General features: G+C 63.2%; 11 protein-coding genes. 5 read left to right on the forward strand and 6 right to left on the reverse strand.

Going from position 1 to position 13,482, the window contains the following annotated elements:
- Positions 1-707: 707 nt before the first annotated feature.
- Both ACUN0E_RS23835 and ACUN0E_RS23840 read left to right on the forward strand, forming a co-directional pair.
- On the forward strand, positions 708-1,286 hold the full coding sequence (locus ACUN0E_RS23835) for a glycine zipper family protein (RefSeq protein WP_445568133.1): 579 nt from the start codon (positions 708-710) through the stop codon (positions 1,284-1,286).
- Positions 1,287-1,578: 292 nt separating this feature from the next.
- Positions 1,579-3,327 carry a pyrrolo-quinoline quinone gene (locus ACUN0E_RS23840; RefSeq protein WP_445568134.1) on the forward strand — a complete coding sequence of 583 codons (1,749 nt, stop codon included), beginning with the start codon at positions 1,579-1,581 and terminating at the stop codon, positions 3,325-3,327.
- A 260-nt stretch (positions 3,328-3,587) separates the two neighbouring features.
- Here ACUN0E_RS23840 and ACUN0E_RS23845 read toward each other — a convergent pair whose 3' ends face one another.
- Both ACUN0E_RS23845 and clpP read right to left on the reverse strand, forming a co-directional pair.
- Positions 3,588-5,018 (reverse strand): NYN domain-containing protein, encoded by a 1,431-nt coding sequence (locus ACUN0E_RS23845; RefSeq protein WP_445568135.1) that lies wholly within the window; start codon positions 5,016-5,018, stop codon positions 3,588-3,590.
- Between the two features lie 149 nt (positions 5,019-5,167).
- Positions 5,168-5,815, reverse strand: coding sequence for an ATP-dependent Clp endopeptidase proteolytic subunit ClpP (clpP, locus tag ACUN0E_RS23850; protein ID WP_408235104.1), 648 nt, complete (start codon positions 5,813-5,815; stop codon positions 5,168-5,170).
- A 179-nt stretch (positions 5,816-5,994) separates the two neighbouring features.
- Between clpP and ACUN0E_RS23855 the strand changes: the two genes are divergently transcribed.
- Positions 5,995-6,216, forward strand: a complete 222-nt coding sequence (locus ACUN0E_RS23855) for a hypothetical protein (protein WP_445568136.1) — start codon at positions 5,995-5,997, stop codon at positions 6,214-6,216.
- Entirely contained in the window at positions 6,213-7,199 is a 987-nt protein-coding gene (locus ACUN0E_RS23860; protein WP_445568137.1) for a sigma-70 family RNA polymerase sigma factor, read from the forward strand. The genes ACUN0E_RS23855 and ACUN0E_RS23860 overlap by 4 nt, the downstream gene beginning before the upstream one ends.
- Here ACUN0E_RS23860 and ACUN0E_RS23865 read toward each other — a convergent pair.
- From ACUN0E_RS23865 to ACUN0E_RS23875, 3 genes are all read right to left on the reverse strand, one after another.
- Entirely contained in the window at positions 7,155-8,429 is a 1,275-nt protein-coding gene (locus ACUN0E_RS23865) for an EAL domain-containing protein (RefSeq protein ID WP_408337561.1), read from the reverse strand. The genes ACUN0E_RS23860 and ACUN0E_RS23865 overlap by 45 nt on opposite strands.
- A 231-nt stretch (positions 8,430-8,660) precedes the next feature.
- The gene (gene mdtD / locus ACUN0E_RS23870; protein ID WP_408235113.1) at positions 8,661-10,124 is read right to left on the reverse strand and encodes a multidrug transporter subunit MdtD; all 1,464 of its coding nucleotides are present in this window, start codon (positions 10,122-10,124) and stop codon (positions 8,661-8,663) included.
- A gap of 95 nt (positions 10,125-10,219) precedes the next feature.
- The gene (locus ACUN0E_RS23875; protein ID WP_445568138.1) at positions 10,220-11,647 is read right to left on the reverse strand and encodes an aminotransferase-like domain-containing protein; all 1,428 of its coding nucleotides are present in this window, start codon (positions 11,645-11,647) and stop codon (positions 10,220-10,222) included.
- 204 nt (positions 11,648-11,851) lie between these two features.
- Here ACUN0E_RS23875 and ACUN0E_RS23880 point away from each other — a divergent pair, with 204 nt between their 5' ends.
- Positions 11,852-12,157 carry a DUF2917 domain-containing protein gene (locus ACUN0E_RS23880; protein WP_408484041.1) on the forward strand — a complete coding sequence of 102 codons (306 nt, stop codon included), beginning with the start codon at positions 11,852-11,854 and terminating at the stop codon, positions 12,155-12,157.
- 14 nt (positions 12,158-12,171) lie between these two features.
- Here ACUN0E_RS23880 and ACUN0E_RS23885 read toward each other — a convergent pair whose 3' ends face one another.
- A complete protein-coding gene (locus ACUN0E_RS23885) occupies positions 12,172-13,410 on the reverse strand; it encodes a citrate/2-methylcitrate synthase (protein WP_445568139.1) in 1,239 nt (412 codons plus the stop codon).
- Between the last annotated feature and the right edge of the window lie 72 nt (positions 13,411-13,482).

The raw sequence follows: 13,482 nt of genomic DNA on the forward strand, positions 1-13,482 counted from the left end.
GTCGTGAGTGCAAGCTTTGTCACAGTTGGTAACTGCGGCGAGGTCAGCGGACCGTTGCGCCGCGCCGGCTCGGACCTTGCGCGCGTTCGATCAAGGCTGCGCTGAAGTGGCCCCCGTCGTATCGGAGTCCCCCGACGTCTGTCGATGCCGATGGCCGCGCCCACCGCCCGCGGGCGCAACCGAACTCGCCGGTGCGGGTGGTGGCGGGTGATTGATGTATTGGAAATTTTGCGCAATCGAGGCGCTCGGAAATGTCGTTGTCGAGGGCTCGATCACGGTGCTCGGGAATGCCGTATTCGATTGCGCGAAAACGGGCGATATGCAGCCGACAGAAGCCGCCACTGCGAAAACAAATCGATTCATCGAGTGATCCTCTGTTGCATTAATGAGTGCCCCATGAGCCATGGGTGAGCGCACGTCCAGCGGAGCCGCGGTATGACGGGGGCGCTTCAGCAACCCGTTCGCGTGGCTCTGGAGGCAGTCAGTTTAGGCCGCGAGGCGTGAAATCAGATTGCCGCTTCGCTTACAAGCGTTACCCCGTATAACGCGTGGAGCGGCTGATCAGGTCTCCATTTCTGTACAACGCGGGACAGCGCGCAAGCCATTGCGCAGATGTAAGCGAAAAACTTTCTGTAACGATCCTGTAACCAGGGACGGTGCCGTTTGGCCTAACGTTTGAATTCCAATGTCTCTAGAAACGTACCAACATGATCTCCAGCACCAAGTCGATAAGCCTCGCCATACCGACCGCCGTTGTCGCGCTTGCGCTTGGCGGTTGTGCGGTGATGCCGCCGAGCGGTCCGAGTGTGGTTGCGCTGCCGCGCAGTGGCGAACCGCTTGGGCAGTTCCAGCAGGACGACTACGCATGCCGCGACTACGCTAACCGCTCGACGGATCCGAATGGGGCCGCGCAGGCTGCGACCACAAACAGCGTGAACAGCGCGGCGTTGGGCACGCTCGGCGGCGCTGCTGTCGGCGCACTGATCGGTGCGGCGGCGGGTAATGCCGGCGCGGGCGCGGCGATCGGCGCGGGCAGCGGGCTGTTGATCGGCGGCGCGAACGGCGCGAATGGCGCGCAGTATTCCGCCGCAGGTCTGCAAGCGCGTTACGACGCCTCTTACGCGCAGTGCATGACTTCGAAAGGCAATACGATTTCGCAGCCGCCGCAGCCCACCTACTATGCGCCACAGCCGGCTTACTACGCACCGCAGCCGTACTACTATGCGCCGCCGCCACGGTATGTCGCGCCGCCCCCGGTGATGTACGCGCCTTACCCGTATTACTGAGCTTGATCGGCCGCCTCGCTTGGCTGAAACGAAGCGTTTGCGCCTGGCGCCAGGCAAGCTTGTTGCTGTAAAGCTTTTGTCATATCTGGCGGAAAGGTACGACACGATGGCGGCAAGCTGCCCGCCAAAGGGCGTACGTTCGGATCGAGGGCCAGAGACGCCGCTTGTCTGGCGGTTCAGCACAGCCCACCAAGTCCACTCCGTTCCTGCCGGCACGCGCCGTTTCTGACTCCGCCGTGCGACGTAGCCCGATGTACGGAGTTGGGTCCGACATCGTGCGAACGAGGCGACTATGCAGCGACCGCAAACCGGTACGTTCAATCCGAGCGTGTGGTCCCGTGTGTGCGCGTGGCTGGCGATTACATTCGTCGTCGCCAGTTTTCTTTCTTGCGGCGGCGGCTCGGGTGGTGGATCGGGTACCGCCTCGGGTTCAGCGGCCGGCGGCGGCACTACCAGCGGTGGTGGCAGCGGCACGAGTGGTACCGGCTCGACCGGCGGCTCAGTGGGTGCAGGCAGCACGTCTACGGGAACTACAGCCTTCGCCACCGACGTGCTGATGCATCACAACGATCTCGCCCGCACGGGCCAGATGCTTGCCGAGACGACGCTGACGCTCGCGAACGTTAATTCGGCCAGCTTCGGCAAAGTTGCGTTTCTCGCCGCGGACGGCAAGGTGGATGCGCAGCCTCTGTTCGTGACCAGTCTGCCAATCGGCGGCACGTCGCATGATGTGGTCTACGTCGCGACTGAACACGACAGCGTGTACGCCTATGACGCCACGACCTTCGCCCAGTTGTGGAAGGTCTCGTTGATCGGCAGCGGCGAAACATCCAGCGACGACTTTAGTTGTCCGGACTTCACGCCGGAAATCGGCATTACGTCGACGCCGGTCATTGACCGCAATCGTGGCACGAACGGCGTCCTGTACGCCGTGGCGATGACCAAAGACAGTAGCGGCACCTATCATCACCGTCTGCATGCGCTCGATCTGACTACCGGCGCGGAAGTGCTGGGCGGTCCGACCGAGATCGCGGCGACCTACCCGGGCAACGGTGCCGGCAGCGTCAACGGCGTGATTACCTTTAATCCTTCGTTGCATACGGAGCGCGCGGCGCTCACGCTGGTCGGCGGCAACATCTATATGGGCTGGACCGCGCATTGCATGGCGGGCGCGTACACCGGCTGGCTGATGGCCTATAGCGCCGACACGCTCAAGCAGACCAGCGCGCTCAACATCACGCCAAACGGCAGCCAGGGTTCGATCTGGATGGCGGGCTCGGGAATGGCGTCGGACGGCACCTCGATTTACGTCGTGGACGGCAATGGCACGTTTGGCACCACGCTGAATGCGCAGGGCTTTCCGGTTGACGGTGACTTCGGCAATTCGTTGATGAAACTGTCGTCAGGAACCCTGCAGGTCACCGATTACTTTGCCATGGATAACGTCGTAGCCGAGGCAAACGCCGACAACGATTTCGGCTCGGGCGGCGTGATGCTGTTGCCGGATCAGACGACCACGGGCGGCGTCGTCAAACATCTGGCGGTAGCGGCGGGCAAGGACAACAACATCTATGTCGTTGATCGCGACTCGATGGGCAAATTCAGTCCGACAGCAAACAACATCTGGCAGGAGCTGAGCGGTACGCTCGCGGGTGGCATCTGGGGTTCACCGGCTTACTACAACGGTGTGGTGTATTACGGTGGCTGGAACGATAACCTGAAGGCGCTGCCGGTCTCGGGTGCGTTTCTCGCGACCACCGCTTCGTCGAAGAGTCCAACCATGTTTGCCTATCCCGGTGCGACGCCGGCCGTGTCGGCGAACGGCACGGGCAATGGCATCGTCTGGGTGGCGGAAAACGGCACAACGGGTGCCCTGCATGCGTATGACGCAAGCAATCTTGCGAGCGAGCTGTACAACAGCAATCAGGCCGGGACGCGCGATCAATGGGGCGCGGGCAACAAGTTCATCACGCCGATGATCGCGCGCGGCAAAGTGTATGTGGGTGCGACTAATGGGGTGGCGGTGTTTGGCTTGCTGTGAGTGCGGCAGTGGCAGTTTTAGACGCAGCCCATAGACAACCGTCATGGGATGAAGTGAGTTGATATTGCGCGGTCGTGGAGCCGGCGCTGTTGAACTGTGGGACGGGCTGTTGCCGTTGCGGTTTCAGTTCGATCGAAGCGCCGCGAATTGCAAATGGAAAAGCCCCTGTTCATGACGAGCAGGGGCTTTTTGTTTGCAGCGGCGGAGCTTGTGTTGCGGCACCCACATTGCTTCAGTCCGCGTCACGCAATATGGGACGCTTACTCCGCGTCGCTCGTAGCGGCTGTCTTTCGCGGGCGGCGACTGCGAGGGGCCGTTTTGCGCGCTGCCTTTTTGGCGGCCACGGGCGCTTTTTCTTCGGCGGCGGACGCTGCCGATGCTTCAGCAGGTGCCGGGATCTCCGGTACCTCATCGGTCTTTCGCGGCGTTGCCTTCTTCGTTTTCTTCGCAGCTGTCTTGCGCGGTGCGCGCTCCTTGCGGCGCTTAGGTTGAGCGCCGCTCGCTTCCTGGGCTTCTTCGCCGGCTGCCGCGACAGGTTCGTCCGCAAAGGCCGCCGGTTCTGCCCAAGCCGCTTCGGGCGGTTCGAAAACGAATTCGCGGGCCGATGACGGATGCGTGTGCACGGCCTCTGCTTGAGCCTGCGCGAGGCCGCCGTGTTCGACTGCCGCGCGTTCCTCGTGCGCGGCTTCCTGCTGGCCACGACCGGGCTTGCGATTGCCACGGCCTCGGCGTCGCGACTCCTGCTTGCCACCCGACCCGGCGACCACTGTTTCGGTCACCTGTGCCTCAACTATCTGTTCTGCCGACTCGCCAGATTCGGCTGGCTCATTCACGTTTTCGGCACCCACATTCGCGGTTGTCCCCCGATAGACGTATGCGCCTGACTTCTCGTCGCGGCCGAATTCAAGCAGCCCACGCGCCTGGGCTTCTTCCAGCAGATTGCCGAATGCGCGAAAGCCGTAGTACGTTTCGTTGAAATCCGGCTTGCGGCGCTTGATTGCGTTCTTCAGCACCGACGCCCAGATCTTGCCGCTGTCGCCACGTTCGGACGCGAGTGCGTCGAACGTTTGCACCGCGATTTCGACCGCTTTGGTACGGCGTTTTTCTAGGTCTTCCTTATTGCGCGACTTTTCTTCGTCGGGCGCACGTTTGGCCGTCTGCTGCGTAGCCTGTTGCGGGCGCGACGACTCGCGTTTGGCTACCGTGCGCTGACTTTCGCGCACGAGGTCGTCGTAAAAGAAGAATTCGTCGCAGTTTGCGATCAGCAGATCGGAGGTGGATTGCTGCACGCCGACGCCAATCACCTGCTTGTTGTTCTCGCGCAGCTTCGACACCAGCGGCGAAAAGTCGGAGTCTCCACTGATGATGACGAAGGTATTGACATGCGATTTCGTGTAGCAGAGGTCGAGCGCGTCGACCACGAGCCGGATGTCGGCCGAATTCTTGCCTGATTGACGCACGTGGGGAATCTCGATCAACTCGAAATTCGCCTCGTGCATCGGGCCTTTGAAACTCTTGTAGCGGTCCCAGTCGCAATACGCCTTCTTCACGACAATGCTGCCCTTGAGCAGCAGACGTTCGAGCACCAGCTTGATGTCGAACTTGTCGTACTTCGCGTCGCGCACACCGAGCGCAACGTTTTCGAAGTCGCAGAATAGCGCCATGCTGACGGTTTCGTTGGATGACGCCATGAATATCTCCATTGAAGCGATCGTCAAATTCGACGAATCGCGACCATGATAGCGATTCCTACGGAGGCGATCAGCTTTTGTGTTCCTGGCGCACCGATACGGCGGGTAAAAAGCCGCCCGGCATGTGTGAGCAGGGCGGCCTTTCCGCGCTACATGTCATGGTGACGAGCCGGGTCGCCTAGCGCCGCGCGTGTTTCCAGCACCTCGTCGATGAGGCCGTACGCCTTTGCGCCGTGGGCCGACATGAAGTTGTCGCGGTCGGTGTCGCGTACGACCTCCTCGATACTGCGCCCGGTGCGCTCGGCCATCATCGCGTTGAGGCGTTCGCGCAGGTAGAGCACCTCTCGTGCCTGGATTTCGACGTCGGCCGCCGTGCCCTGGCTGCCGCCCGACGGCTGGTGAATCATGATGCGCGCGTTCGGCAGCGCGTACCGTTTGCCGCGCTGGCCGGCGGTCAGCAAGAATGTCCCCATGCTGGCGGCAAAGCCGGTGCACAAGGTCGATACCTCGGGCTTGATGAACTGCATCGTGTCGTAGATGGCGAGACCGTCGTACACCGAGCCGCCCGGCGAATTGATGTAAAAAGAAATATCCTTGTCGGGATTCTCGGATTCCAGAAACAGCAATTGGGCGACGATCAGACTGGCTGACTGTTCGTTTACCGGGCCGACCAGGAAAACGATCCGCTCGCGTAGCAGGCGTGAATAAATGTCGTAAGCGCGCTCGCCGCGGCCTGACTGTTCGATCACGGTGGGTACAAGGCCCAGGCCGACGACGGAGGGATAGCTGGAATGCATGGTTGCCTCGTTTTATGCGGTGCATTGCCGGTAGCCGGTAGCGGTGACCGATTCGAACAACCGCGCACCTGTTGCGCGGGCTGTTGTCCGTATGACGGAAGGGCGGGCGGTGGTGTGACAGGAATATTTCTTCGTCGGGCTGTCACATCGGCGGGGACCTGGACGTCAAGCTGAAAAGGATGCAGATTGCAGCGCGCGCCCGGACAATGTCGCAGGCAGCAGGCAGCAGGCAGCAGGCAGCAGGCAGCAGGCAGCAGGCAGCAGGCAGCAGGCAGCAGGCAGCAGGCAGCAGGCAGCAGGCAGCAGGCAGCAGGCAGCAGGCAGCAGGCAGCAAACCACGCATCAGGCCCGCAAGGCGCCGCGCGCATTTCATTACGCACGATCTGGAGGTCTACGCATGACGGAACAAGGAATCGACAAGGCAGCCAGTTTCGAGGCCGTGCGTGCCCGCCTGTTCGCGCTGGCGTACCGGATGCTCGGCAGCCGCGCCGAAGCGGAAGACGTGGTGCAGGACGTCTGGCTTAAATGGCATCTCGCCGATACACAAGAAGTGCAGACGCCGGCGGCCTGGCTCACCACGATCACCACGCGCGCGGCGATCGACCGGCTGCGTCACGTGCAGCGCGAGCGCGCGTCACAGGCCGCCGGCTGGTTGCCGGAGCCCTGGCTAGACGAGGTGGCGCCATCGGCGGAAGAACTGGCCTTGCGCGCGGCGGAGATGTCCTACGGTGTGATGCTCCTGCTCGAGCGTCTGAAGCCGGATGAGCGGGCGGCATTCGTGCTGCATGAAGCTTTCGATTGCGACTATGCGGAGATTGCGAAAATCCTCGACCGTACGCCGGCCAGTTGCCGGCAGATCGTCCATCGGGCCAAGGCGCGTTTGCAGCGCGCGGGTGCGCCGCTGGAACGGCCCGATCCCGCCGCCCATGCACGGATCGTCGAGCGGTTGCGCACAGCGCTGGAGGCGCAGGACCGGCTTGGTTTGTTGCGTCTCTTTAGCGACGCGCCCGAAGTTGTCAGCGACGTCGTCAGCGACGCGCCGGTGTGCACGCAGGAACTGGCGCCAGTGGCCTGGATGGAGACGGTGACCGCGCTCGCGCATCAGGCGAGCCATGCAGAGGTGGTGTCGGTCGAAGGCGCAATGTGCATTGCGTTGCTGTTCGACGGCGAGGTTGTGGGGGTAATCGACGTGTCCACGCACAGTCTTGCGGGCGGTTCGATGAAGATCGTCGCGTTGCGCGCCGTCACCAGCGCGGCGCGTTTGCAGGCAGCCAACCGCTTGCTGGGTCGCGCGGCCGTCATGAAGCTGCTCGCGCGGATCCAGCAGAACACCATTGCCTCAATTACGATGCGCAGCGACTTCCCAGTTGATGTCGACGCATAGCACCTGCGTGCCGTGCGGCGTATGCGCGGCGATCGAGGCGGTCACGCACAGGTGCGCTTCGTTGATCGACAGGTAGGGTGGCGTGAGGTGCACCTGGCCGGGCACGCGCATTGCCTGAATGAAGTACGGCCGGCGTTCCCAGCTCGCACCTTCGGAATGCAGCAGCGGCCGGAAGCGCTTGGCGCGTTGCGAAGCACGCCCCGCCGGCAGTACGTTGTCGCCGATTTGCCGGCCCGAACCGTCGAGCACGAAGCAGCGGGCCGTTTCGCCGAGCATGAGCAGCGACGCAGTCGCCTGGGTCACCGATTCCCCGGCCACGAGTTGGGCAGCCGCCGTTTCCAGTGCTGTGACATAAGGGGCGAGCCGCGCGGACTGTGCGCGTTCGCGCGTAGCAACCCGTTCGCGTAGCGCGGCGGAGAGCGAGTCCATCAAGCCGGCCGCCGCTTGCGGTTTCACCGGCTCGACGCTCGGGCCCGCGAAGAACGCGCCCTGCACGAAGTCGACGTTACATTCGAGCGCGATCAGCGCATCTCGCTCGGTGCTCAGGCCGCCCATCAGCACCAGTTGGCCGGATTCGTGCAGCAGCGAGACGAGGCCCGGCAACACGCGTTCGATATGCGAGTGTTCGCTCGCTTGCGCGAGGATGCAGCGGTCGAGCGTGACGATGTCCGGGCGCAGATTCCACACGCGGTCGATGTTCGAATGCTTCGCGCCGAAACCGTCCAGCGCGATCAGGAAACCGGATTTGCGCAACGCGTCGATGATATCGGCGAAGCGCGTGGTTTCACCGCCTGCCTGTTCGGACACTTCCAGCACCACCCGTTGCGGCGGCAGGCCCAGCGCCTTGAGGCCGGCGAGCAGTGCGTCGCCGTAACTGGTGTCCATCAGCGCTGCCGGGTGCAGGCTCAGGAAAAGCCATTCGTCGTGGCTGTCGAACGCATTGAAATTGCCCAGATGCAGCGATTCGGCGAGCCGCCCGAGTTCCAGCAGGTCGCCGCGCCGCGCCGCCTGCGTAAAAACCTCGTGCGACGGCACTTGCAGCGCATGTTCGTCGTGTGCGCGCAATGAAGCGTGATAACCGATCGCGCGCCGGTGCGACACCGAGAAAACCGGCTGGAACACGCTGAAAACGGTGTAGCCGCCGTACAGAACGGTGCGCCGGGACCCTTCGTCGCCGGCCATTGGGCGCGGCGGCTGGAAGCCGGGAGGATCGAGTTCGATCATGCTCATCATGTCAGTCGTGTGGAAGTGGCGGCGCGCCTGCATGCTCGGCACGAGTTCGCACGCGCAAATTGCGAGTTTACAGGATAGTCGAGCAAGAACTATGCGCGCGCGGAAACACACTGTACGCGCACAGTTACCACGGTCAGTACGGCGATTGTGCGCCAGCGCGGTCGCGAAAGCGATGGTTCGCACTTCTGTGGTGCGGCCCGCGCCCCGTTGCGGGTCGGAGCCGGAAACTCAGGTCCGCTCCGAAGGGTCGGTCTTTTTTGAGGGTGTGCGGATGTCCGGCGACAGTTGCGCGAAAATCCACGACGAGCCTGCGGTGATGATGCCGACACACAGGAACGTCGCATGGAACGCGGGCAGCGAGTTGGCGGCCGTCACGCGCGGCAGGAGGCCGGTAAAAGTCGCGAGCAATGCACCGGCCACCGTCACGCCGAGACTCATCGACAGCATCTGCACGAGCGAGAACAGGCTGTTGCCGCTGCTCGCGCCGCCGGTGCCGAGGTCCTTGAGCGTTAGCGTGTTCATCGCGGTGAACTGCACCGAGTTGACGCCGCCGAAGAACGCCAGTTGCACGAGCCTCAGCCACAGTGGCTGGCCGGCGGTGGTGAGCGCGAAGCTCGCCATGGTTAGCCCCACCAGCACTGTGTTGACGATCAGCACTTGCCGGTAGCTGTACTTGACGATCAGCGTCGTGACGAGGCGCTTGGCGGCCATGCCCGCGGCCGCTACCGGCAGCATCATCATGCCGGCTTCGAAGGCGCTATAGCCGAGACTCACCTGCAATAGCAGAGGGATCAGATACGGCATCGCGCCGCTGCCGATCCGCGCGAACAGATTGCCGAGCAGACCGACGCTGAAAGTGTGGATCTTGAACAGGTCGAGCGGGAAGATCGGCGCAGGCTCGCGTACGGCATGCAGGCCATAGGCAACGAAGCAGGCGAGACTCAGGATCAGCAGCACCAGCACCGTGGCGTGCTGAATACCAAACTCGGTGCGGCCGTCGAGCGCGAATGAAATCGCCACCATGCCGAAAATCAGCAGCAGATAGCCTTTCAGATCGAACTTGCCGGTGTGCTCGTTGCGGCTATCCGGCATGAAGATGAACGTGGCGATGCAACCCACAATCCCCACCGGCACATTGATCAGAAAGATCCAGTGCCACGATGCGATTTTCACGAGCCAGCCGCCGAGCGTCGGGCCGATCAGCGGCCCGATCAGCCCCGGGATCGCCACGAACGACAAGGCGGCCAAATAGCGTTCCGCCGGGAAGGTGCGCAGCACCGCGAGCCGTCCGACTGGCAGTAGCATCGCCCCGCCAATACCTTGCACGATGCGGTAGATCACCAGCTGATTCAGGGTATGCGCGTTGGCGCACAACAGCGAGCCGACCGCGAACACGAGGATTGCGCTGAAAAACACGCGCCGTGTGCCGAGTTTGTCGGCGAGCCAGCCGGATACCGGGATCATCACCGCCATCGTTAGCGAGTACGCGATCACCACCGACTGCATGCGCAACGGCAACTCGCCAAGGCTCGTTGCCATCGCGGGGAGCGCGGTGTTGACGATGGTCGAGTCGAGCGTCTGCATGAAGAAGCCGGTGGCGACGAGCCACAGCATCACGGTGAGTGAACGGGGCGAACGGGGCGAGGGGGCCGAAATGGCGGCGGAGGCGGGCAGGGGCGGGGGCGTGGACATAAGGGCGGCTGGGCGCGCAGGGACGGGCTGGGACTCGCTATTCTAGGGAAAAGCGTGGCCCGGCGCAGTAGATAAGCGCCAGGCGCGACGACAAGTCAAGCCGCTTTGGCCGAAGCAGGCAACGCCACGGCAGCGTGAAAAAATGCCTGCGCGCGCGGCTCGTTGCCGAACGCCGCGTGAATCCTGATCCACGGGCTGACTGCCGTGTTCGGCCGGAAATAGCTGCCGGGAACGACCGTCACGCCGAGCTGTGCGGCGCATGCTACGAACCGTTCGGAGTTGTCGACATGCGGTACACGTGCCCAGACGAACTTGCCGCCGACGGGTTTTTCGAACAGCTCCCAGCCGGCGTCTTCGAGTGTCTGGATGGTCGAGCCGAGTGCGTCGCGCATGCGGCGGCGCAGCCGCTCGAGGTATTTGCGGTACGCACCGCGTTCCAGCAGCGACACGGCGACCGCCTCGGCAAAACGCGAACCGCCGATGCTCGTCAGCATCTTGATGTCGACCAGATCCTTGATGATCGCGTGGCTGGCCACCACGCAGCCGATGCGCAGCGACGACGACAGCGTCTTCGACAGGCCGCCCACGTAGATCACGTGTTCGAGCTGGTCGAGGGTCGCGAGCCGGTCGGTGACGTCACTCTGGAAGTCGGCGTAGATGTCGTCTTCGATGATCTTGAAGCCGTGTTCGCGCGCCAGTTGCAGCAGCCGGAACGCTACCGGCGGTGCGACCGTGGTGCCGGTCGGATTGTGGAACACCGTGTTGATGAACATCAGTTTCGGCCGGTGCAGTTGCAACTGCGCCTGCAACACATCGAGATCGGGACCGTTGCGGGTGCGCGGAATGCCGATCAGCTTCACGCCGTGCAGCTTCAGCAGACCGTACAGGTTGTAGTAGCCGGGGTCCTCGACGAACATCGTGTCGCCGGCTTTGAGCATGTAACGCATCAACAGATCGAGCGCCTGGCTTGCGCCGTTGGTGATCAGAATCTGTGAGGCGTCCGCCTGAATGCCCAACTGGCCGATACGGCTTTGCAGATGTTCGCGCAAGGTCAGATTGCCGAGCGGGGTCGCGTAATCGACCATGCTTGCGGTGTCGGTGCGCGACACGTGGCGGATCGCCTGCGCGAGACTATCCATGTCGCGCCACGCGTCGGGAATGAAGCCGCTGCAGAGCTTGAGCGTCTCGCCCGGGTGGTTGAACTGCTGCAGAAGGTGTCCCGATTCGTCCTCGGCGCGGCGCGGGTCCGAGGTGCCCTGGCACTGCGTGCTGGCCGGCTGACGGTCGGCGACATAGAAGCCCGAGCCGTGGCGCGAGTCGACATAGCCGAGCGACACCAGGCGGTCGTAAGCCTCGATCACGGGGAAACGGCTTACGTCATAGTCGGCAGCGAATTGACGGATCGACGGCAGCTTTGCGCCGGGGTGAACCGTGCGTGACCGAATCCAGGCGGTGACGCTTGTGACGATCTGCTCGGTAAGCGGTACGCCGCTATCCCGATCGAGTTGAATTTCGAGTTTCATGCGTTTCTTTCCTCCAACGGAGACCCGGCGCGCAGAACCGCCTCGACGGTGCGCACTGCACGCTCTCCTGAAGCGTGTTTACCCCAACTGTCCGTTTTTTCGACTGAACAGTTCCGATGGAAGTGTTCGGAACTGTGCATGGGTATTCGATCATCACACGTCAATAATCGATACAACAGGAAAGTTCTTCGAAGGAGAGAAGCGATGCGTGAAGTCCGTATTTTCGAAATGGAACATGACGAGCCCGCGGCGGCCTGGCGTGTCGCGCGTCCGTCGGTCTTCAAGGTGATTTCGGGCGAGATCTGGCTGACCGTTGAAGGCGACAACGCGGATCACTGGCTGGCAACGGGGCAATCGACCGAGTTGCCACGCGGTACGGTGGCGTGGGTCAGTGCAGGGAAGGCCGGTGCGCGTTTCGCGCTGGCTAGCGGGTCAGAACGCGCGGCAACCCGGCCACTGCGCAGCTTGCCAATGTTGAACTGGCTGCCGCGCTGGTTGGGCGTGGCGTAACCCGCGCCTCAACCTCAACCTGGCGCCTCGTACTCCCCGATATAGCGCGCGCGTGGCCGTATCAACCGGCCGTCGCGCGTCTGTTCCATTGCATGGGCGATCCAGCCGGCCACCCGGCCGACCGCGAACAGCGTGAATGCGGCGCCGGCCGGTAGCCCGAGTACCCGTTCGATCGCAGCGAGCGCAAAATCGACGGTCGGTTCCGCGCCGGTCGTGTCGCGCACCGTGCGCGCGAGCGCTTGCACTTCGCCTAGCGGCGAGCGGGCCGGCGCGCAGTCGTCGAGCATCTCAAGCAACAGACGTGCGCGCGGGTCGCCTTCCGGATAGAGCTGATGGCCGAAGCCCGACAGCACGGGCCCATGTGCGCCGTGTTCATGACGCGCGAGCCGGTTCGCCAGATAGCGATCGAGATCGGCGGCGCGCGACGCTTCATCAAGGAGCGCGGTGATCCGCACCGTCTCGCCACCGTGTCGCGGCCCGGCCAACGCGGCCAAACCACCCGCCACTGCGCCGAACAGATGCGTCCCCGTTGACGTGATACAGCGAACCGTGAAGGTCGACGCATTCAGTTCATGATCCGCGCATGCCACCAGCGCCGCGCGCAGCAGCCCTGCCTGCTGACGGCTACGCACATTCCACGCTGAAGCCAACTGCTTGTGCAGTGGTTCGTTCGACGGCGCCGCCGAGATCATTGCGGCGGCCAACAGCCGCATGACCGCGCAGGCGGTATCGAGTTGCGCATCGCGGCCGAGCGCCCAGACCCGCGGCATTTGCGCCGCGGCGGCCGGCAGCAGCACGAGCGCACGGTCGAGCGGCGTGCTGTCGCTCCAGAGCTTGAGCCAGGCTGCCCATTGAGCGGTGGCGAACGGGACCGCCGGTGCATCGGCGATACGCCTCGCGCTGCATTCCCACAACAACGCCGCGACATCTTCCAGTGATGCTGTGCGCGCCAGTTCCATGGCGTCATGCCCGCGATATAGCAAGCGGCCATCGGCCACCAGCGTGATCGACGATTCGAGCACCGGCACGCCCCAGTCCAGCACCTTCTGCGCGACCTTGCCGGCGCGCTTGCCGTCTTCCTTGCGCCGCGCGAGCCGCCGCACTTCGCCGGCGTCGTAGAGGCGATGCTTGCCTTGCGCGTCCGGCGACGAGGTCAGCATGCCGCGGCTGACATATGCATACAGTGTGGGGAGGCTGATGCCGAGCGCGGCAGCAGCTTCGGCAGCGGTCAGGGAATGGGAGGAGGGCGGCATGGAAACGCGTGGAAACCGAAGAAATCAATATATATTGATTATCATAATCAAGATTGATTCCGGCAGGGCGAA

It is taken from the genome of Paraburkholderia sp. D1E, from assembly GCF_052682275.1.